The sequence below is a fragment of the Pontiella sp. genome (genome assembly GCF_041622395.1).
Classification (GTDB): Bacteria; Verrucomicrobiota; Kiritimatiellia; order Kiritimatiellales; family Pontiellaceae; genus Pontiella.
This window is the reverse complement of the sequence record NZ_JBFJYW010000028.1, coordinates 1-18,901: the sequence shown is the minus strand read 5'-3', so window position 1 is coordinate 18,901 and position 18,901 is coordinate 1. Positions and strand designations below refer to the sequence as shown.

Below are 18,901 nucleotides of genomic sequence, written 5' to 3'. Positions count from 1 at the left end.
GTGCAGGATCTGATCCCGGTCAAGCCGCTTGCGGACGACGTGGAAGCCCTCTGCGGCGCCATGGATGCCAAGCTGGCGGGGCTGATGGAAAAGCTCAGGCCCTAGTCAATCGGACCGCGCCGGTAGGGCGCGGATTCGATGAACATCGACGAGCAATCGATCGATTGGATTGCCGTGCTGGACGATGCCACCCGGCGGTGAACAGAAAATGAAACGGTATGGAGAAAACGAATGAAGAAAAATATAATGATTGTAGGTTTGCTGGTCGTCGCCGTGGTGGCCGTGGTGGGAATTAAAAATAAAAAGACGGCGGGCGCGGAAGCGATCGGCTGCGAAAGCGGCATGTGTACGCTTCCGTTCCCTCAGGAAAAGATGATGCCGGAAGGCGTGGAGGTTAAAGCACCGGCGGAAAAACCGTTGCCGAAGCTGCTCGATCTCGGCGCCGGCAAATGCATCCCCTGCAAAATGATGGCGCCGATCCTCGATGAAATGAAAGAAACCTTCGCCGGCCAGCTCGACGTCGAATTCATCGATGTCTGGGAAGATCAAAGCGTCGGTGCGAAATACGGCATCCGCATGATCCCGACCCAGATTTTTTACGATGCGGCCGGCAAAGAGCTGTTCCGTCATGAAGGGTTCTTTGCGCGCGAAGACATGCTCGCGAAGTGGCAGGAACTCGGGTATGGCTTCGCCGAACCGCAGATAAACGAATAGGGCATTTCGAATAACCAAGGATTTCCCATGGAACACCTCTTTACCACCTTAACGCATGCGGTCGAGGGCGCGCCGCTGATTGCGCTGAGCGCCTCGCTGCTGTGGGGCGTGTTGAGCATCTTGCTCAGCCCCTGCCACCTGGCCTCCATTCCCCTGATCGTCGGCTTCATCGATAATCAGGGTCGCATTTCGACGAAGCGCGCCTTCGGCATCTCGCTGCTGTTCGCCGCGGGGATCCTGGTCACCATCGGGCTGGTCGGCGGCATCACCGCCGCCGCGGGCCGCATGATGGGCGATGTCGGCCGCTACGGGAATTATGTCATCGCCCTGATTTTCTTTGCGATCGGGCTGCACCTGCTCGGCGTTATTTCCATGCCGGGCAACGGGCCGGGACAGGTCAACATGAAGCGGCGCGGTCCGTTGGCGGCGTTCATCCTCGGCTTGGTCTTCGGCATTGCGCTTGGCCCCTGCACCTTCGCCTATATGGCACCGATGCTCGCCATCGTCTTCAAAGCCGGCGCCGAGCGGCCGATCTATGCCGGCAGCCTGCTACTGCTCTACGGCATCGGCCACTGCGCCGTCATTGTCGCGGCCGGAACCTTCACCGAAGTGGTCCAGCGCTATCTGAACTGGAACGAAAAATCCAAAGGCGCAACCATCCTCAAAAAGGTCTGCGGCGGGCTCGTGATTCTCGGCGGGCTCTACATGATCTATACCGCGCCCTGAGGCGTGCCCGGCCTTCCGGCCCAAACTTACCGAGAATCATTAAGGCAACTATTGATTTGACAGTTAGCCAAATGGCTAACTATAAACGCGGGCATGGAAACAACCTTGGACATTCTGAAGGCGCTTTCGGACAAAAACCGGTTGCGCGTGGTTTCAGCCTTGAGCCGGTTCGATGAGCTATGCGCCTGTCAGCTGGTAGAGCTGCTGGAGGTGACCGGCGCAACGGCGTCGCGCCACATGGGCATCCTGCAGAAGGCCGGGCTGATCAACAGCCGGAAGGACGGGCGGTGGGTGTATTACCGGCTTAGCCGGCCGGCCGGTTCCGATCCGCTTTTCCAATGGCTGGAAAAAAGCCTGGCGAATTCCGCTGAACTCAATGCCGATTTCCACTCCTTGGAAAAGATCGTGGGGATTACCCGCGAAGAGTTGTGCCGCATGCAGCGCGGCGAGACGTGTTGCCCAAAATAGAAATGGAGGTCGCCCCTCCAAAAAAGGAAAAAGTCATGAGCGAAAACAAAGAGAGCGGTATCGGTTTTTTTGAAAAATATCTGACGGTCTGGGTCGCCCTGTGCATGGTGGGCGGCATCCTGATTGGACGGTTCATTCCGGCGATCCCGGAATTTCTCGGCAAGCTGGAATACGCCAACGTCTCGATTCCGGTGGCGGTTTTGATCTGGCTGATGATCTACCCGATGATGATGAAGGTCGACTTCAAGAGCGTCACGCATGTCCGCGACAATCCGCAGGGGTTGTTCGTGACGTGGATCACCAACTGGCTGATCAAGCCCTTCACCATGTTCGGCATCGCCTGGTTGTTTTTCTACGTCATCTTCAAGTCGCTCATTCCGCCGGCGCTGGCGAAGGACTATCTGGCCGGCGCGGTATTGCTCGGCGCGGCGCCGTGCACGGCGATGGTGTTCGTCTGGAGCCACCTAACCAAGGGGAACCCGGCCTACACCGTGGTTCAGGTGGCGACCAACGACCTGATCATCCTCGTGGCCTTCGTGCCGATCGTGAAGTTCCTGCTCGGCGTCAGCGATGTGTTTGTCCCGTGGGACACGCTGTTCCTTTCGGTGGTCCTGTTTGTCGTCGTCCCGCTCTCGGCCGGAGCGCTCACCCGCGGCCACATGCTCAAGACGAAGGGCAAGGACTATTTCGAGAACACCTTCCTTCCCAAGTTCGGCAACACCACCATTACCGGTCTGTTGCTGACGTTGGTGATCATCTTCTCCTTCCAAGGCAAGGTGATCCTGGAGAACCCGGTGCATATCGGCCTGATTGCCGTGCCCCTCATTATCCAGACCGTGCTGATCTTCTTCATTGCTTACCTCGGCGCAAAACTGCTCAAGCTGCCGCACAACGTTGCGGCGCCGGCGGGCATGATCGGCGCCTCCAACTTTTTCGAGCTGGCCGTGGCGGTCGCGATCGCGCTCTTCGGCGTCAACTCGCCCGTGGCGCTCGCCACCATCGTCGGCGTACTCGTCGAAGTGCCGGTCATGCTGGCCCTCGTCGGCTTCGCCAACCGCACCACGGGCTGGTTTAAGGAATAATCGATGACCGCGAAGACGCGAAGAGCTTTACCTTCGTGTCTTAGCGCCTTTGCGGTCAAACCAACTGCGTTTGCAGAAAGGAAATGTTATGAGTGAAAAAATTAGTCTGTTGTATCTCTGCACCGGCAACTCCTGCCGCAGCCAGATGGCCGAGGGCTGGACCCGCGCACTGAAGGGCGACCAGATCGAGGTCTATTCCGCCGGCATCGAAACCCACGGCCTCAACCCGAACGCGGTCAAGGTCATGGCCGAGGCGGGCGTCGATATCTCGTCGCAAAAGTCGCAGCACATCGATGAGTTCAAGGATACGAAGATCGATTATGTGATCACCGTCTGCGATCACGCCCATGAAAACTGCCCGTTTTTCCCGGGCCGTGCAAAGGTGTTGCACGTCGGGTTCGACGATCCGCCCAAGCTCTCCCCGCCCGATGCGCCCGAAGAGGTGAAGCTCGACGGCTTCCGCCGCGTTCGCGACGAAATCAAAGCCTTCGTCGAAACCCTGCCGAACGCCTTGAAGTAGGTTGGGCCTTCGGCCGCGACCGCCGGCGGGATGGCCTTGTCTTTCCGGTCGGATCGCGGCAAGATGCCGCGCTTACTTCAAGAAAGGAAACGCGATGTCTGAATTCAACGATGTAACGGTGGTCCGCGAGGCGAACGTATATTTCGGCGGCAAGGTGACGAGCCGCACGGTCAAGTTCGGCGACGGAACCAAAAAGACGCTGGGCTTCATGATGCCCGGCGAGTATGCGTTCGACACGGGCGCGGCCGAGGTGATGGAAATCATCGGCGGCGAAATGGACGTCCAGCTACCCGGCTCCACCCACTGGCGCACCGTCAAGGCCGGCGAGTCGTTCGACGTTCCGGCCCATTCCAAATTCAACCTGGTGGTGAAGGAATACGCCGACTACTGCTGCGCGTATCTGGAAGACTAGAGGCCGGGCGGTTTCAACGAAACCACCGAACACGAGGGGACGGATCGACGATCCGTCCCTGCCCATCAATCCAACTTGGAAAACCGCCGGTCGAGCGAACCCGCACCCGCGCCGCGGGCGATAATCATGAGCATGGCCCCCATCAGGGCCAGGTTTTTCATGAAGTTGATGGTCTGCATCTGCCGGGCCTGGGCGTCTTCGAAGGTCCAGAAATCATGGAACCAGTAGGTGGCGAGCATCAGGAAAACCAACAGCAGCGCGGCGCCGATTCTTGCTTTATAGCCGACCAGCACACTCAGGCCGCCGGCGATCAGGAACAGGATCGCGCCGGCGAGCAGCAGCGCGGGGGCGGGCACGCCTTCGGCCCGCATATATTCCGTGGTTCCGGAAAAGTGGGGGATCTTGTTGCCGACCGCGCTCATCAGGAAGATGAGGACGAGAAAAAATCGGCCGAGAAGATTGAGATATACATTCATCGCAGGGGCTCCTGTTGGTGTTTAGGCTAAATCAAAGACGAGGAATTCGGGTTTTTCCAACTCCTGGAAGGTGAGGTCGGCGGCATTTTCTATGGTATCGTCGTCGCCGGGCTTACTCCTTTTACGGTCCTTTTCCTTACTCGGGCAAAAGGGCTTCTGTTAAAACGGGACTGAATTTGTATTATAGAGGCCGCGGCGGCCAAAGCGTTCGATAAAAGATGAGAAATCTTTGACGATGGAAAATGCATATATCGGAATAGACGTTCAGGTGAGCAGGCCGTGCGCCTTTGCCGTGGTGGATGCAACCGGCACCCTGCTTGAAAACGGATGGTTTGAACACGCGCGCGAAGCCTTCAGTGCCTTGGAAACGTTGGCGGCGCGCTACCGGTTGCACCTGGGTATTGACGCGCCGCGGCAGCCGCTTTCCGAACCCCGGAACTGGTATTGGAACGGGCCGAAAAAGGTCTGGCGGGCGCGGAAGCCTTCGGAAAAAGGGGTGGGCCGTCACTGCGAGGTTGCGGTGAAGGCGCATAACCTGGCCAATCCGCAGTGGACGCCCCTGAAAAAAGAAGCGCCGGACTGGATGCAGCTCGGGTTTGAACTTTTCCAAACCTTGGAAAGACTCGGTTCGACGTATGAGGCGTTTCCTTCGGCCACCTACACGATGCTTGAAAATGATCCGTCGCTGCAGTTGACGGTCAACTTTACCCGAATGGGCCCGGGCAAAACCGATATGCTCGATGCGTGGATGGCCGCCGCAACCGTCCGCGAATATGTCGAGGGGCGCGGCATGGAAGTCGGCGGCGGTGACGGGCTTGGTACTCTCATTCTTCCGCGCAAATTGAGCGCGCCGATTCGCGCCGTTCTGGATTGGCCCGGTTAATACCGCATAACGCCGGCATCTAAACACTGAGACTTCCTGCTCATGCAAGGATTGGCCACACGAGAGCGCAAAGGACGCAGAGACAACGAAATATTGCTTTGTTCTCTCTGTGCTCTCTCGTGGCTAAAACTCTCATCATTTAAGTGCCGCATCTATATAACGTTTATCGGTTTGGCGCGCCTTGAAGTAAATCCCTTAATCCTGTAAGCAGATCTGTGGTGGTCGGTCCGCGGGCAGCGGTGCCGGCTGAGTTTTCGGGAGGAGGTTCATTATGATCAAGTATCTCATGGGAAGTTCCAATTCTGGTGAAACCCTGTGCCTGTTGTTTCTGTCTATGTGCGCCGCTGTAACGGTTCAGGCCAACGCGCTGACCAATGGAAATGCCGAAGCGGGTACTCTCGATGGGTGGACCGCGAGTGCCGGCGGGCAGATTACGGTTGTAACGCAGCGTACTCAAAGTTCGGGAACGGTCTACCCGCAGGAGGGCAGCTGGTTGTTCTGTTTTGCCACCGTGCCCGGCAGCTACGAAACCATGGAGCAGAGCGGTTCCATTCCTGCTGGAAACAATACGCTGAAGCTGAGCGGTTATTTTCAGTCTGAACGATTAAGCACCATCGATAAAGATGATTTCGGAGAAGCGGTTCTGCAGGCGTTGAACAGTTCGAACGAAGTGGTGGCCGAAGCGGTAAGCGGGCCGTTGGTGGCTGCGCAGACCCTGCAGTGGGAACAGGTTGCCGTGCAGCTGCATGTGCCGGAGGAGGCCGTTTCGTGGCGTGTTGAACTTCGGGGGACCTTGCGTTTGGGTTCCTATATCAATGTCTTCTACGATGATCTTCAACTGGAATTTTCCAACGACGGGATCAGCTATCCGGAATGGGCCGCCATCCATATTTCCGATCCCGGCCAGCGGGCTCCGCAACAGGATGCCGATGAAGACGGCCTGTCAAACCTGCTGGAATATTCGGGGGCGCTGGATCCGGACGATCCTGAATCGGATGAGCTGTTTTGGCTGCAGCGCGGTAGCGAGGTTGCAGAAACCGATGTGGACCTGTTTTACCGCGAATCCTTGATTGCTATCGGGATAAGCCGCAACTTTTTTTATACAGCAAGCCTGACCAATGCCTTCGCGCCGGTCATCGGACGGGGGCCGTTTGTCGTAGGGAACGACGAGGGGTACGAAGTAAAGCGCGTACGGGTGGAAGACATGCTGCCGGATCAGGGCTTTTTTAAAATGCAGCTCGAGTATTCGGGGGATTAAAAGAGGCTCTTGGCGTAGAGGGAGTTGTAGTACCCGTCCATCGCCGTCAGTTCGGAATGCGTCCCGTGTTCCACGATTTCGCCGTTGCGCAGCACGAAGATGGTGTCGGCGTGTTTCACGGTGGAGAGGCGGTGGGCGATGATGATGGTTGTGCGGTTTTTGCAGAGCCGTTCCATGGCATCCTGGATCAGCTGTTCCGATTCGGTGTCGAGCGCGGAGGTGGCCTCGTCGAAAATCAAAATGGGCGGATTCTTCAGGAAGACGCGGGCGATGGAGATGCGCTGTTTCTGCCCGCCGGAGAGTTTGACGCCGTGCTCGCCGACGGGGGAGTCGAACCCTTCGGGCAACGACATGATGAAGTCGTAGATGTTGGCCTGCTTGGCAGCGGCGAGCAGCTCTTCCTCTGAGGCGTCGCGGTTGCCGAACAGGATGTTGTCGCGGATGGTGGTGTCGAACAGGAAGGTCGACTGTTGGACGATGCCGATCTGCTCGCGCAGGAACTGTTGCCGCAGGTCGAGCACGTCGACGCCGTCGATGGCGATGCGGCCGGCCTTGGCTTCGTAGAAGCGCGGAATCAGCGCCGCCAGGGTGGATTTGCCCGCGCCGGATTCGCCGACGAGGGCAACGGTTTTGCCCGCCGGGATGGCGAGCGAAACCTGCTTGAGGACCGCCGCGTCGTTTCCATCGTACGAGAACGTCAGGTTCTTTATCGCGATGGCCCCCGATACGGTGTCGGGTTCGACGGGGTTGGGGCGGTCCTGGATGTCGGGTTCGATATCCATGATCTCGGTGAAGCGCTCGAACGAAGCCGCGCCTTGGCCAAACTGCTCGACGAAGTTGACCATGCGGTCGATCGGTTTGGTCATGAAGCGGGCGAACATCAGGAAGACGAGGACGTCGGCGATGGTGGCCGTGTTCTTGAACACCATCAGCGCCCCGGCGACCGTGATGATGATTTCGTGGCTGTGGATGAGGCCCATCATGGTGGCGTGGAAGGAGGCCATGGTGTGGTACATGGATTCCTTCGACGCGCGGAAATCGTGGTTGACCTCGTCGAACTGCGCCACGGCGTAGTTTTCGCTCGCGAACGACTTCACCTCGCGGATGCCTTGGATCGAGTTTTCGATGTTGGCGTTGATGTCGGCCACGCGCCGCCGCATCAGGCGCACGTTGCCGCGGAAGCGCTTTTGGAAGAGGATGCCGCAGAGGACCATGACCGGCAAGGGGATCAGGGCAATCAGGGCCAGGCTGGGGTTCATCCAGAACATGCAGGCGAACGCGCCCGTGATGGTGCAGACGGAGAGGAAGATGTCTTCGGGCGCGTGGTGGGCCACTTCGGCGATGGTGAAGAGATCGTTGCTCAGCCGCGACATGATGTGCCCGGTCTTGGTCTTGTCGAAATAGCTGAACGAGAGCTTTTGCAGGTGGCGGAAGAGGGCGCCGCGCATGTCGGTTTCGATCCGCGTTCCAAGCACGTGGCCCCACTTGATGTTGTTGAAGGCCGACAGCGCCAGCACCAGCACCAGCACCGCCAGGAACGCAATCGTCCCGGCAAACTCGGCGGCCGGGGCGTCGGCCAGCTTGAAGAGGTGGCGCGTCGCCAGCGGGATCAGGATCGCACACGCCGCCCGGATGAACGCCATCGAGAGATCCAGTGCAAAAAGGGCTTTGTGGGGGCCGTAGAACGCTATGAAACGCCTAATCATCTCAGCAGCGTCGCGGGCGTATCGACCTGCAGGAAGTTGGTGTGGGCCGAATAAATGTGTCCGCCGCCGATGAAGACGACCATGTCTTCCATCCCGATCAGTTCCTCGGCGATGAGCTCCTTGAGCGAAGCCTTCACCAAGGCGTCGGTGGTGGTTGGGATATCGATCTGGCGGGCGTAGACGCCGTAGCACAGCGAAAGTTCGCGCACGGTGCGCGCGCTGGCCGACAGCGCGAAGATCGGCGTCTTGCCGCGGTAGGAGGCGCAAATCTCTGCCGTGTCGCCCGACTTGGTGCTGGTGATGATCGCCTTGGCCGGAATGGCGGCGGCGATCGTTACGGCGGATTTGGCCAGATGGTTGCGCGGCATCAACTCGGCGGCCTGCTGGACGACGGGCAAATCTTCGTTGAGCGTCTTTTCCTGCGCTTCGACGTTGCGGGCAATGTCGGCCATGGTGGTGACGGCCTCGACGGGGTATTTCCCGTAGGCGGTTTCGCCGGAAAGCATGACGGCGTCGGTGCCGTCGTAGATGGCGTTGGCGACGTCGGAAACCTCGGCGCGGGTGGCGCGCGGGTTGTCGATCATCGAATGCAGCATCTGGGTTGCGGTGATGACGGGTTTGACGCGGCGGATGCATTTCTTGATGATCTGTTTTTGGATGACCGGCACCTCTTCGGCGGGAATTTCGATGCCGAGGTCGCCGCGCGCGACCATCACCCCGTGGGCGACGTCGAGGATCTCGTCCAGGTTGTTGACCCCTTCGCGGTTTTCGATCTTGGCGATGATCTTGATGGGGCTCTTGCGCATGTTGAGGATGCTTTGGATCGCCATCACGTCGTCGCGGTTGCGCACGAACGAATGGGCGATGAACTCGACGTCGGTGCGGGTGGCCCAATCGATGAAGTCGGCGTCTTTTTCGGTGAGCGAGGGCAGGTCGAGCTCGACGTTGGGAACGTTGACGCTCTTTCTGTTCTTGATGGCGCCGGCGTTTTCGGCGCGGCAGACGAGCCGCCCGCCTTGTTTGTCCACCACGGTCAGGTGGGTTTCGCCGTCGTCGATCAGAATGGCGCTGCCGACCGGGACCTCGGTGCAGAAATCTTCGTAGTTGACCATGAATCCGCCTTCGGGCGTGGCTTTGTCGCCGATCAAAACGGTGTCGCCGATGGCCAGCTCAAGATTCTCCTCCATGGCGCAGGTGCGTACTTCCGGTCCCTTGGTGTCGATCAAGATGCCGATGCTGTCGGAAACCGCGCGGATGTTCTCGACCAGCTCGTCCGCTTCTGCGAGCGAAATGTGGGCGGTGTTGAGCCGCGCAACGTTCATGCCGGCCTCGAACAGCTGTTTGATGAAGTCGCGTTCGCGGCGGTTGTGGGCGATCGTGCAGATGATTTTCGTTTGTTTCGTGTGCATATGAGCTCCAAGTTGGGACGGCGCGGGTTTTAACAGATTGACCGGGGCGTACTAGCCCATAATGCGGAAAAACGCATCGGCAACCACCTGCTAATAATGCGGGGGCCGTTCGTTTCCACCGATCTCGTGGGCATTCTCCATCTCCTCCAGTTTGCTTTCGAGGCGCTCTAGTTGACGTTGCAGGCGGACCAGGTCCTGCTGCTGGCGGAAAACCTCTTCGTTCAGGCTGTTGATCGTTTCGTCCTGCAGGGCGGAAAGGGTTTCGAGTTTTATGATTCGTTCTTCCATGGCCTTACTTTAGCAGATCCAACGGGATTGGGGAGTCGTTTAATCGGGTTTTGCATTGATGCCCCGACGCACTCTGGTAACAATGGCGGAAACCGGAGCGACGTATGGCTGATGATATCCACGACCCTGACTATCTGTTTAAAACGCTGCTTGAATACTTGCCCGACCACGTCTACGTCAAGGATCGGGACTCGCGCTTTGTCCTGTTGAACCAGGCCTCGGCCCGCGCCCAGGGCTGGACCTCGCCGGAGGAGGGGGTCGGCAAATCCAACTTCGACACCTATTCCGCCGAAGCCGCCCGGCAGATCACCGCGAGCGAGCGGCGCATCCTCGAGACCGGGGAGCCGCTGCTCGGGGTCGAGGAGCACCTCACCAGCAAGAACGGGGAGGAACGCTGGGTCTCGTCCTCGAAGATCCCGCTGCGGGGCAAGGAGGGGCAGCCGATTGGAACCATGGGCATCTCGCGCGACATCACGGAGCACAAGGAGGCCGAGTTGCGCGCCTTGCACTATGCCCGCGAAATGGTTGCGATCAAGGAGGGGATGGAGGAAGACATCCGCATGGCGGGCGAGCTCCAGAAAACCTTTTTCCCGTCCACCTATCCCGTCTTTCCCGCCGGCGCTTCCGCGGCCGCTTCCTGCGTGGAGTTCCTCCACCGCCACCTCGCGTGCGGCGGGCTCGTCAGCGGCGACCTCTGCCTGATCCGCAAACTTTCCGAGACGTCGGCCGGCATCTTCCTTTCCGATGTGATGGGGCTGGGGGTGCGTGCGGCGCTCGGCACGGCGCTCATCCGCGCCATGGTGGGCGAACTCGAACCCTATGCCCTCGATCCCGGGGAATATCTCGAACGCATGAACGCGCTCTTGCTTCCGATCCTGCGCCAGGCCGACATTCGCCACAGCACGACCGCCTGCTATCTGGTGGTCGATGTCGCCGCCGGGCGGATCCGTTTCGCCAATGCCGGGCATCCGCCGCCCCTCTATTTCGATTCGCGGCGGCAACAGGTGCGCCGGCTCGATGCGGGGGACGGCCAAGAGCCGCCGCTCGCCGCCGTCGCCGGCACCACCTATGCCACCTTTTCGCAGGCGATCGCGCCCGGGGATGCCGTTGCCCTGTTCACCGATGGCCTCGTCCGTGTCCGCGGGGCCGGCGGCGAGGCGTTCGGAGCGCAACGTTTGCTCGCCTGCGCGGAGCGCAACCGCACCGCCGGGCTCGACGATTTGTTCACCGCTTTGGTTGACGAAGCGCGCGCGTTCGCGAATCATGGGATCTTTAATGACGATGTCTGTATTGCGGGGTTCAAGCTTAGGCATGTGCTTGGCGAAGGGGCCGCGCAATGAAGGCAAGGAGATGGCGATGGCTGATAACCTGAACGATACCGGATTCCTGCTCCAGAACCTGATGGAGCACATGACTGACAATATCTATTTCAAGGATCGCAAGTCGCGTTTCATCATGGTCAACAAGGCTTTTTGCGACTGGACCGGGTTCGATCCCGACAAGGTGATCGGCAAGACCGACTTCGATCTGTTCGCCTCGGCCCACGCACAGCAGGCGTTCGACGATGAGCAGCGCATCATTACCACGGGCGAGCCGATCGTCGGCATCGAGGAGAAGGAAACGTGGGAGGACGGACGGATCACCTGGGTCTCGACCACCAAGATGCCGCTGCTCGACTCCGCCGGCGAGATCGTCGGCACCTTCGGCGTCTCGCGCGATATTACCGAGCACAAGGAAGCCGAGCTGAAGGCCAACTATTATTCCGAGCAGGTCCGCCGCATCAAGGAGGGGATGGAAGAGGATGTCTGCATGGCGGGCGAACTGCAGAAAACCTTTTTCCCGCGCTCCTATCCCTCGTTCCCCGCCGGCGTCGGTCCGGCAGAAAGCTGCGTCGGCTTTTACCACCACTACCACGCCAGCAGCCTCGTCAGCGGCGACTTCTGCACCGTCCGCCGCCTCTCGGAATCGAAGTCCGGCCTCTTTCTGTGCGATGTGATGGGCCACGGCGTGCGCGCCGCCCTGGGCACCGCGCTCATTTGCGCCATGGTCGAGGAGGTCTCGGGCGTGGCCCAAGACCCCGGCGATTTCCTGGCGCGCATGAACGAGTTGCTGCTGCCGATCCTGCGGCAGGAGGACATGTTCCTCTACGCCACCGCGTGCTATGCCGTATTCGACGCCCGCACCGGACGGCTGCAGGTCGCCAATGCGGGGCACCCGGTGCCGTTGCGCTTCCTGCGCTCGGGCGAGGTCCGCTGGCTGATGGAGGACGACTCGATCCGCGGTCCCGCGCTGGCGATCGCCGAGGATGCCGCCTTCCGGACGCTGGAGCTGCAACTCGATCCCGGCGACTCGGTGGTGCTGTATACCGATGGCCTGTACGAAGTTGAAAACGAAGCCGGCGAGGAGTTCGGCGAAGAGCGCCTGCTCGAAGCGGCGGGGAAAAATGCCGGGCAACCGCTGGAGGTTTTGTTCCCGGCGCTGGTGGAACAAACCCGCTCATTCGCCGCCGAAGGCGCGCTGGACGACGACGTTTGCCTGGTGGGTTTCACGTTCCGCAAGGCGATGGACTAGGGGGTGTCGATGAACCAGACCGAACCCACCGCCGTCCCCGACCACCAGTTCCTGTTTGAAAACCTGATGGGCAACCTGACCGATGCGATCTATTTCAAGGATTTGGAGTCCCGTTTCATCCGGGTCAACAAAGCCTGCGCCGACAAGCATCGCTGGCACTCCCCCGAAGCCATCATTGGCAAAACCGACTTCGATACCTTTACCCGCGAGCATGCCGAGAAGGCCTTCGCCGACGAGCAGCGCATCATCCAGACCGGGGAGCCGCTGGACTCGGTCGAGGAGCGGGAGACTTGGCCGGACGGCAGCGTCACATGGGCTTCCACCATCAAGATGCCGTTGCGCGACGAGTCCGGGCGCATCGTCGGCACCTTCGGCATCTCGCGCGACATCACCGAGCATAAGCTGGCCGAGCTGCGCGCCCTGCGCTACTCCGACGAAATCCGCTCCATCAAGGAGGAGATGGAAAACGATGTCCGCATGGCGGGCCAGCTGCAGAAAAACTTTGCGCCCGGCGCCTATCCCTCGTTCGCCGGAGGCGGTTGCGTGGATTTCCTGCACCGCTTCAACCTCAACCGCCAAGTCAGCGGCGACTACTGCGCCATCACCCAAATCTCCGATCACGAGGCCGGGGTGTTCCTGTGCGATATCGGCGGGGCCGGGGTGCGCGCCGCGCTCGGCACGGCGCTGGTGCGGGGCATCATGCAGGAGATTGGCCCGAACGCGGCCGATCCGGGTGCCTTTCTGGCCCGCATGAACGGGCTGTTGCTTCCGCTGATCAACCAAGAGGGGCTATCGCTCGACGTGACCGCCTGCTATATCGTCCTCGATGCCCGGTCCGGCACGGTCCGCTTTGCCAACGCGGGGCATCCGATGCCGATCCATTTCCACGACGGGCACTCCGCCAAGTGGCTGCGCGAGGGCTGCGGCCTCTGCATCGGCGATCCGCTCGGACTGAATGCGGGCTCGGCCTATACCACGGTCGAGCGCCGGCTCGAACCGAACGACGCCGTCGTGCTCTTCACCGACGGCCTCTACAGCGTTTGCAACAATCTGCAGGATCCCTATGGCAAAAAGCGGTTGCTCGATTCCGCGCACAGCCTGGCCGGGGAGCCGTTGCAGGATATTTTCGACGGCCTGGAAAACGATGCGCTGGCCTTTGCCAAGGAGCGCCGTTTTTCGGACGACGTCTGCCTGGTCGGATTCCAGTTCCACCGGCCGATGGACTAAAAATCGCGCTTGATGCTGAAGACGGTCCGGGTCTCGCCGGAGTCGATGTCCTTTTCAACGCTCAAGCCCATGCCCGAGCGGGGCAGGAACAGCTCGCCGCCGCTCACCTCGTAGGTGCCCGTCAGCGGGGCGCGCGAAATGCGCGCGGCCACTTGCGGCGACTCCTCGTTGCCGAAGAACCAGCAACTTTTAAGGGTGACCGACGGGGTGCCGCTTTTTTCGGACAGGAGGTCGTCGGTGGTGTAGGAGCCCTCGTAGGACTGGAGCGCCTCGGGGTCGATCAAGGAAAACAGGCGGTCGGTTAAGGAGTCCTCGACTAATAGCGGCCTTTTCGGATCAAAGCTCGAAAGCGGCAACGCCAGCAGGTTGGTTGTGATTTCGGGCAACGCTTCTTGGAAGGGTTCGGGCCGGGGAGGGGCCGTATCCCGCCGCGGTAGCAGGGTTGGCACAAGAAGCAACCCCAATAGCGGCAACCCCATGTAGATAGACCACCGTTTTAGCATGGGCGGAGCGTACCATGTTTCTGGGGTGCCGAAAAGCGTGAGTTTCGGTTCGCGGTGGTGTAGCTTGCCCGCATGAAAACGCTCATTGCATTATGTTTTCTCGCCTGCGCCGCGCGCGCGGGCCTGAAATGGGAAACGACGGAAGTCCGGCTGGAGGTGCATCCGGCGCAGGCCTCCGCCAGTGCCGTCTTCCGGTTTTCCAATGCGGGCAAGGAGGCGGTAACCATCGGCGACGTGAAGGTTGGCTGCGGCTGCCTTGCCCCGCAGCTGGCGAAGCGCACCTACGGTCCCGGCGAAGAGGGCGAGTTGACGATCCGGTTTGATCTGGGCAACCGTTCCGGCCCGCAGTCCAAGACCACCACGGTGCGGACCAGCGACGGGCAATCGGTCGACCTGGTCGTTAGCGGCAACCTGCCCAAGGCCTACGACGTGTTGCCGGCCATGATGCGCATAGGCGGCACGGAAAAAACCAAGACCGCCCGGTTGGTCAATCCCAACCCAATCCCGATCCGGCTGCTCTCCGCCACCTCGTCGCACAAGGAGCTGTCCGCCGAGCTCAAAACCATCCGCGAAGGGTTCGAATACGAAGTCCTCATCACCCGCAAACCCGCTGCCAGCAACGCCCGCGCCGTCATCCGCATCGAGCTCGAACCCCCGCCCGGAAAATCGGATGCCAAGATCCTCAAACTCTATGCCCATGCGCCGTAACCTTGCGGAACCGGCCCCATCCCATCACGCACGTTTTTCCGAAGGAGTAAACCGAATGCCCCAAACCCGAATGCTGACCCAATCCCGCTTTAGGCTCGCGGTTGAGTGTCCCACCAAACTCTTCTATACGGGGAAGGCGGACTATGCCGACCGGTCGGAGAACGATCCCTTCTTAAAGGCGCTGGCGGAGGGCGGATTCCAGGCCGGCGAACTGGCCAAGGCCTATCATCCGGGCGGGCACGATCTCCAGAGCTTGGACGATGAGGCGGCTTTGGAAAAAACCAAGGAGCTGCTGCAGCTGGAGCGCGTCACGATCTTCGAGGCGGCGGTCCGGCACGAAAACCTGTTCATCCGGATCGACGTGCTTTGCAAGGACGGAAACCTGCTGGACCTCATCGACGTGAAGGCGCGCGCCTATGGAGGAAAAGGGGAGCTGATCGGCAAGCGCAGCGGGAAAATCGCCCCGACCTGGAAAACGCACCTGATGGATGTGGCCTTCCAGGACCAGGTGCTGAAGCTGGCCTATCCGGACCGGGTGGTTCGGCCGCGCCTGATGCTGCTCGATAAAAAGGCGCGCGCCACGGTGGACGGGTTGAACCGGAAGTTCAGAATCTCCGCCGCGGGCATTCAGCGGATCGGCGATTGTTCCCCCGAGGCGCTGGGCGACCCGGTGCTGATCAAGGTGAATGTGCATCAGGCGCTGAAGCTGATTCGGGAAGACAAATATCGCATTGGCCATAAAGCCTACGATTTCGCGGGTTACATCAACGCTCTGGCCGAGGCCTATGCGGCGGACCAACGAATCAAGCCCCGCTTCGATTGCGCCGTCTGCGGGAAGTGCGAGTTCCGGACGACGGACGCCGAGGAAACCACGGGGTTGAAAAGCGGCTACAAGCAGTGCTGGCTGGAGACGCTTAAATTCAGCGAAGCCGATTTCAACGAACCGAATATCCTGGAGATCGGCGCCTGCACCAAAAAGCAGGCCTTCCTCCGGGCGAACAAATTTTTCCTGCGGGATCTCGATCCGCTGGATTTCGATCTCGCCAAGCCGCTCGAGAAACGCCAGTGGCTGCAGGTGGAAAAAACGGTGCGGAACGATCCCGAACCCTGGATCGATCGCGAGGGGCTTGCCCAGGCGTTTGCCGAGTGGACCTACCCGCTGCACTTCATTGATTTCGAGACGGCGGCGGTCGCGATTCCCTTCTCCAAAGGCCGGCATCCCTGCGAAACCATCGCCTTCCAGTTTTCGCATCACCTGGTTCATGCGGATGGCCGGATCGAACATGCGGGTGAATTTCTGAATACCGAAGCCGGGGTTGATCCGAATGTTGAATTTGTCCGGGCGTTAAAGGCCGCGCTTGAAAAGGACGAGGGGACGATCTTGCACTATGCGCCGCACGAATTAACCGTGCTGGCCCAGATGGTCGAGCAATTTGCGGAGCTGGACGACGTTGCAGACCGGCATGAACTGATCGACTGGATCGTAACGATTACCGGGAAATCGCGCAGTGTGGTCGACCTGCTCGATCTGGTGAAAAAGTTCTATTACCAACGCGACATGAAAGGCAGCAATTCCATCAAGAAGGTGCTGCCGGCCGTGTTGAACAGCTCGGCTGCTTTGCAGGAAAAATATGCCAAGCCGGCGTACGCCGGAACCAATTTCCAAAACCAGGCCTGGATCCAGCGCGATCAAAGCGGGCGGGTCAAGGATCCGTACAAGCTGCTCGGCGAGCAATCCATTGCCGATGGCGCGGCCGCCGCGAACGCTTACGCCAGCCTGCAGTTTTCGGAAGTCCCGGATGAAGAACGCGCCGCGGTGAACGACGCCCTGCTGCGCTACTGCGAACTCGACACCCTCGCCATGGTCATGATCTTCGAGGCGTGGAACGCGGAAGTTGCTGGGTGAGGCTTCGGCCGAACCCCACGAGCGCATGGCGGCTCGCACGGAGGCTCGCCCTCCAGCCTGTCGTGTGAGGTGGAGGCTGAGGCGCCGGCCGAACCTCGCGTGCGGAATGGCTCGGATGGAACCTCGCCCTCCAACAAAACGCGCGCGCGGCTCGGATGGAACCTCGCCCTCCATTCCGGTTATCCCATTGCTACTCGTGCCAGAACAGCGTTTCCAGTTCACCTTGGTATGGCCAATCCGTTGCGGTTTCACAGAGTCCGGCGCGGACAGGATTGTTTCTGATATAATGCCATTTTTCGGAATATGAATCGCTGCGGCGAAGCTGGGTATCCCAAAAGTCGGTTTGCCAAATCGGGTGCTCATCGGGGCGGGGCCAGTGGTTGGATGCCATGGATTTCCAATACCGAATCCATTTGATGAGCGGGGGATACTCAATGCCGACCGGTGAACAAAAGAAATGGATGTGGTCGGGCATGATCGCATATCGGCCGACTTTCCAGCGGTCTGCCTTGAGCCAGGCCGCTACGATCACCTCGTGCGACTGTGCGTTTGCAAAGATGTGTCTCCGGTTTTTTGAGCAGACCGTAACATGTATGATATTTGATCGATTGAATTGCTCGAAAACCGGTTGATGAGTCGGGTGTTTCCGATCTCTATGAATGCCCTCGCTCATGCTGGTGAGGGTAGGGCTGTGCGGAGGGGGTGTCAATATTGGAGGGAGAGGCGCCGTCTGAACCCCGCGTGCGCATGGCGGCTCGCACGGAGGCTCGCCCTCCAAAAAATTGTGTATGGCTCGGATGGAACCTCGCCCGTGCGCGCGGCTCGGATGGAACCTCGCCCTCCAGCCTGTCGTGTGAGGTGGAGGGTGAGGCTCTGTCCGAACCCCGCGTGCGCATGGCGCGGATGGAACCGCGGTTTCCTAAGCGCCGCGCAGGAGGATCTCGTCGGCCGTTCCGGCCATGCGGGCTTTGAGCTGGTGGAGGCGGGCGGCGGTGGTGCGGGGGAGGGTGCGGAATGCTTTGCCGGGCAGCTCGTCGCGCGGGATGAAGGCCTGAAGGGCATAGCGCTTGGAGCCTTCGATGATCTTGGCGACTTCGTCCATCTGTTCGTCGGTGTGGAAGGATTCGATGACCGTGGTCCGGAATTCGTAGTCTTTGGCCTCGGCCCGGATGAGGTCGATGGATCGCTGTATGTTGGCGGTGGCGGAGTAGTGGACGAGGTCCGGGTAGCCGGAGAATCCGGTCTTGATGTCCATGGCGACATAATCGACGAGCGGCAGGCATTCGGCGAGCAGCTCGGGGTTGGAGCCGTTGGTGTCGAGTTTGACGTCGAAGCCGAAGCGGTCCTTGAAGAGATGGATCAGTTCGACGAGGTCGGGAGCCAGGGTGGGTTCGCCGCCCGTGATGACGACGCCGTTGACCCAGTCCTTTTTGAACTTGGTGCAGGCATTTTCAAGCCGTTCCCAAGAGAGGCCGGCCTGCTTTTTTCCCATCAGCGCGGCGTTGTGGCAGAAGCCGCAGGCAAAGTTGCATCCGCTGGTGAAGAACACCGCCGCGAAATGCTTGGGGTAGTCCACCATCGAAGGCTTTTCCAGATAGGCGTAGATGGATGAGCGGGAGTTCATGGTTGATGGTTTCCGCAATGTGCCTGCTTTCAGTCGCGGCGGGCCAGCGACTGCGCCAGCGTCTGTAGTTTTAGTGGCTTGGTCAGGTAGTCGTCCATGCCGATGCGCATCGCTTCGTTTCGGTGTTCCTGTAGCGCGTGGGCGGAAAGCCCGATGATTCGGGGCTGCCTGTCGGGCGGAAGCTTCGCGCGAATTTGCCGGGTTGCTTCCAGACCATCCATGATGGGCATCTGGATGTCCATCAAGATAATGTCGTAGGGGGTTTGGAGCGCGGCCGCCACGGCGTCCTTTCCATTGATGGCCAGATCGGCCGAATAGCCCATTTTTTCAAGCATCTTAAGCGCGACCATCTGGTTAACGCGGTTGTCTTCGACCAATAAAATCCGGTGGGGATGCAGTTGGCCCATGCGTGCGGGATCC

The 18,901-nt window shown here is 60.0% G+C and carries 21 protein-coding genes; 13 read left to right on the top strand and 8 right to left on the bottom strand.

All coding sequences use genetic code 11. From position 1 onward, the window contains the following. Window positions 1–231 precede the first annotated feature (231 nt). From ABYO54_RS03020 to ABYO54_RS02995, 6 genes are all read left to right on the top strand, one after another. Window positions 232–714 carry a thioredoxin family protein gene (locus ABYO54_RS03020; protein WP_372806760.1) on the top strand — a complete coding sequence of 161 codons (483 nt, stop codon included), beginning with the start codon at window positions 232–234 and terminating at the stop codon, window positions 712–714. 27 nt (window positions 715–741) lie between these two features. Beyond that, a complete protein-coding gene (locus ABYO54_RS03015; protein WP_372806758.1) occupies window positions 742–1,440 on the top strand; it encodes a cytochrome c biogenesis CcdA family protein in 699 nt (232 codons plus the stop codon). A 105-nt stretch (window positions 1,441–1,545) separates the two neighbouring features. After that, a complete protein-coding gene (locus ABYO54_RS03010; protein ID WP_372806756.1) occupies window positions 1,546–1,908 on the top strand; it encodes an ArsR/SmtB family transcription factor in 363 nt (120 codons plus the stop codon). 35 nt (window positions 1,909–1,943) lie between these two features. Beyond that, a complete protein-coding gene (gene arsB / locus ABYO54_RS03005) occupies window positions 1,944–2,990 on the top strand; it encodes an ACR3 family arsenite efflux transporter (protein ID WP_372806754.1) in 1,047 nt (348 codons plus the stop codon). An 88-nt stretch (window positions 2,991–3,078) separates the two neighbouring features. Next, window positions 3,079–3,510 carry an arsenate reductase ArsC gene (locus tag ABYO54_RS03000; protein WP_372806752.1) on the top strand — a complete coding sequence of 144 codons (432 nt, stop codon included), beginning with the start codon at window positions 3,079–3,081 and terminating at the stop codon, window positions 3,508–3,510. 94 nt (window positions 3,511–3,604) lie between these two features. Then, on the top strand, window positions 3,605–3,922 hold the full coding sequence (locus ABYO54_RS02995; RefSeq protein ID WP_372806750.1) for a pyrimidine/purine nucleoside phosphorylase: 318 nt from the start codon (window positions 3,605–3,607) through the stop codon (window positions 3,920–3,922). Window positions 3,923–3,987: 65 nt separating this feature from the next. Here ABYO54_RS02995 and ABYO54_RS02990 read toward each other — a convergent pair whose 3' ends face one another. After that, window positions 3,988–4,398, bottom strand: coding sequence for a DoxX family protein (locus ABYO54_RS02990; RefSeq protein ID WP_372806748.1), 411 nt, complete (start codon window positions 4,396–4,398; stop codon window positions 3,988–3,990). A 268-nt stretch (window positions 4,399–4,666) separates the two neighbouring features. Between ABYO54_RS02990 and ABYO54_RS02985 the strand changes: the two genes are divergently transcribed. Next, the gene (locus ABYO54_RS02985; RefSeq protein ID WP_372806746.1) at window positions 4,667–5,281 is read left to right on the top strand and encodes a hypothetical protein; all 615 of its coding nucleotides are present in this window, start codon (window positions 4,667–4,669) and stop codon (window positions 5,279–5,281) included. 271 nt (window positions 5,282–5,552) lie between these two features. Then, window positions 5,553–6,539 (top strand): hypothetical protein, encoded by a 987-nt coding sequence (locus ABYO54_RS02980; RefSeq protein ID WP_372806744.1) that lies wholly within the window; start codon window positions 5,553–5,555, stop codon window positions 6,537–6,539. Here ABYO54_RS02980 and ABYO54_RS02975 read toward each other — a convergent pair. From ABYO54_RS02975 to ABYO54_RS02965, 3 genes are all read right to left on the bottom strand, one after another. Next, window positions 6,536–8,182 (bottom strand): ABC transporter ATP-binding protein, encoded by a 1,647-nt coding sequence (locus ABYO54_RS02975; protein WP_372806742.1) that lies wholly within the window; start codon window positions 8,180–8,182, stop codon window positions 6,536–6,538. The two genes, ABYO54_RS02980 and ABYO54_RS02975, sit on opposite strands and share 4 nt — an antisense overlap. 59 nt (window positions 8,183–8,241) lie before the next feature. Continuing rightward, on the bottom strand, window positions 8,242–9,654 hold the full coding sequence (gene pyk, locus ABYO54_RS02970) for a pyruvate kinase (protein ID WP_372806740.1): 1,413 nt from the start codon (window positions 9,652–9,654) through the stop codon (window positions 8,242–8,244). 90 nt (window positions 9,655–9,744) lie between these two features. Continuing rightward, window positions 9,745–9,942 carry a SlyX family protein gene (locus ABYO54_RS02965; RefSeq protein WP_372806738.1) on the bottom strand — a complete coding sequence of 66 codons (198 nt, stop codon included), beginning with the start codon at window positions 9,940–9,942 and terminating at the stop codon, window positions 9,745–9,747. 104 nt (window positions 9,943–10,046) lie between these two features. Here ABYO54_RS02965 and ABYO54_RS02960 point away from each other — a divergent pair, with 104 nt between their 5' ends. The 3 genes from ABYO54_RS02960 to ABYO54_RS02950 are packed head-to-tail and all read left to right on the top strand — an operon-like array spanning window position 10,047 to window position 13,740. After that, window positions 10,047–11,282 carry a SpoIIE family protein phosphatase gene (locus tag ABYO54_RS02960; RefSeq protein WP_372806736.1) on the top strand — a complete coding sequence of 412 codons (1,236 nt, stop codon included), beginning with the start codon at window positions 10,047–10,049 and terminating at the stop codon, window positions 11,280–11,282. Window positions 11,283–11,298: 16 nt separating this feature from the next. After that, entirely contained in the window at window positions 11,299–12,513 is a 1,215-nt protein-coding gene (locus ABYO54_RS02955) for a SpoIIE family protein phosphatase (protein ID WP_372806734.1), read from the top strand. Window positions 12,514–12,522: 9 nt separating this feature from the next. After that, a complete protein-coding gene (locus ABYO54_RS02950; protein ID WP_372806732.1) occupies window positions 12,523–13,740 on the top strand; it encodes a SpoIIE family protein phosphatase in 1,218 nt (405 codons plus the stop codon). Here ABYO54_RS02950 and ABYO54_RS02945 read toward each other — a convergent pair. Further along, entirely contained in the window at window positions 13,737–14,126 is a 390-nt protein-coding gene (locus ABYO54_RS02945) for a hypothetical protein (protein ID WP_372806730.1), read from the bottom strand. The two genes, ABYO54_RS02950 and ABYO54_RS02945, sit on opposite strands and share 4 nt — an antisense overlap. Before the next feature lie 189 nt (window positions 14,127–14,315). On the opposite strand from ABYO54_RS02945, the gene ABYO54_RS02940 reads away from it, so the two are divergent. Together ABYO54_RS02940 and ABYO54_RS02935 are read left to right on the top strand one after the other, a co-directional pair. Next, complete coding sequence (locus tag ABYO54_RS02940; protein WP_372806728.1) at window positions 14,316–14,951, top strand: DUF1573 domain-containing protein; 636 nt, start codon at window positions 14,316–14,318, stop codon at window positions 14,949–14,951. Window positions 14,952–15,006: 55 nt separating this feature from the next. Further along, the gene (locus tag ABYO54_RS02935) at window positions 15,007–16,857 is read left to right on the top strand and encodes a DUF2779 domain-containing protein (RefSeq protein WP_372806726.1); all 1,851 of its coding nucleotides are present in this window, start codon (window positions 15,007–15,009) and stop codon (window positions 16,855–16,857) included. 190 nt (window positions 16,858–17,047) lie between these two features. Here the strand turns inward: ABYO54_RS02935 and ABYO54_RS02930 are convergent, their stop codons facing one another. From ABYO54_RS02930 to ABYO54_RS02920, 3 genes are all read right to left on the bottom strand, one after another. Further along, entirely contained in the window at window positions 17,048–17,530 is a 483-nt protein-coding gene (locus ABYO54_RS02930) for an REP-associated tyrosine transposase (protein WP_372806724.1), read from the bottom strand. 246 nt (window positions 17,531–17,776) lie between these two features. After that, a complete protein-coding gene (locus ABYO54_RS02925; RefSeq protein WP_372806722.1) occupies window positions 17,777–18,481 on the bottom strand; it encodes an anaerobic ribonucleoside-triphosphate reductase activating protein in 705 nt (234 codons plus the stop codon). A 29-nt stretch (window positions 18,482–18,510) separates the two neighbouring features. Further along, on the bottom strand, window positions 18,511–18,901 hold a 391-nt coding region (locus ABYO54_RS02920; protein WP_372806720.1), incomplete at its 5' end, for a response regulator.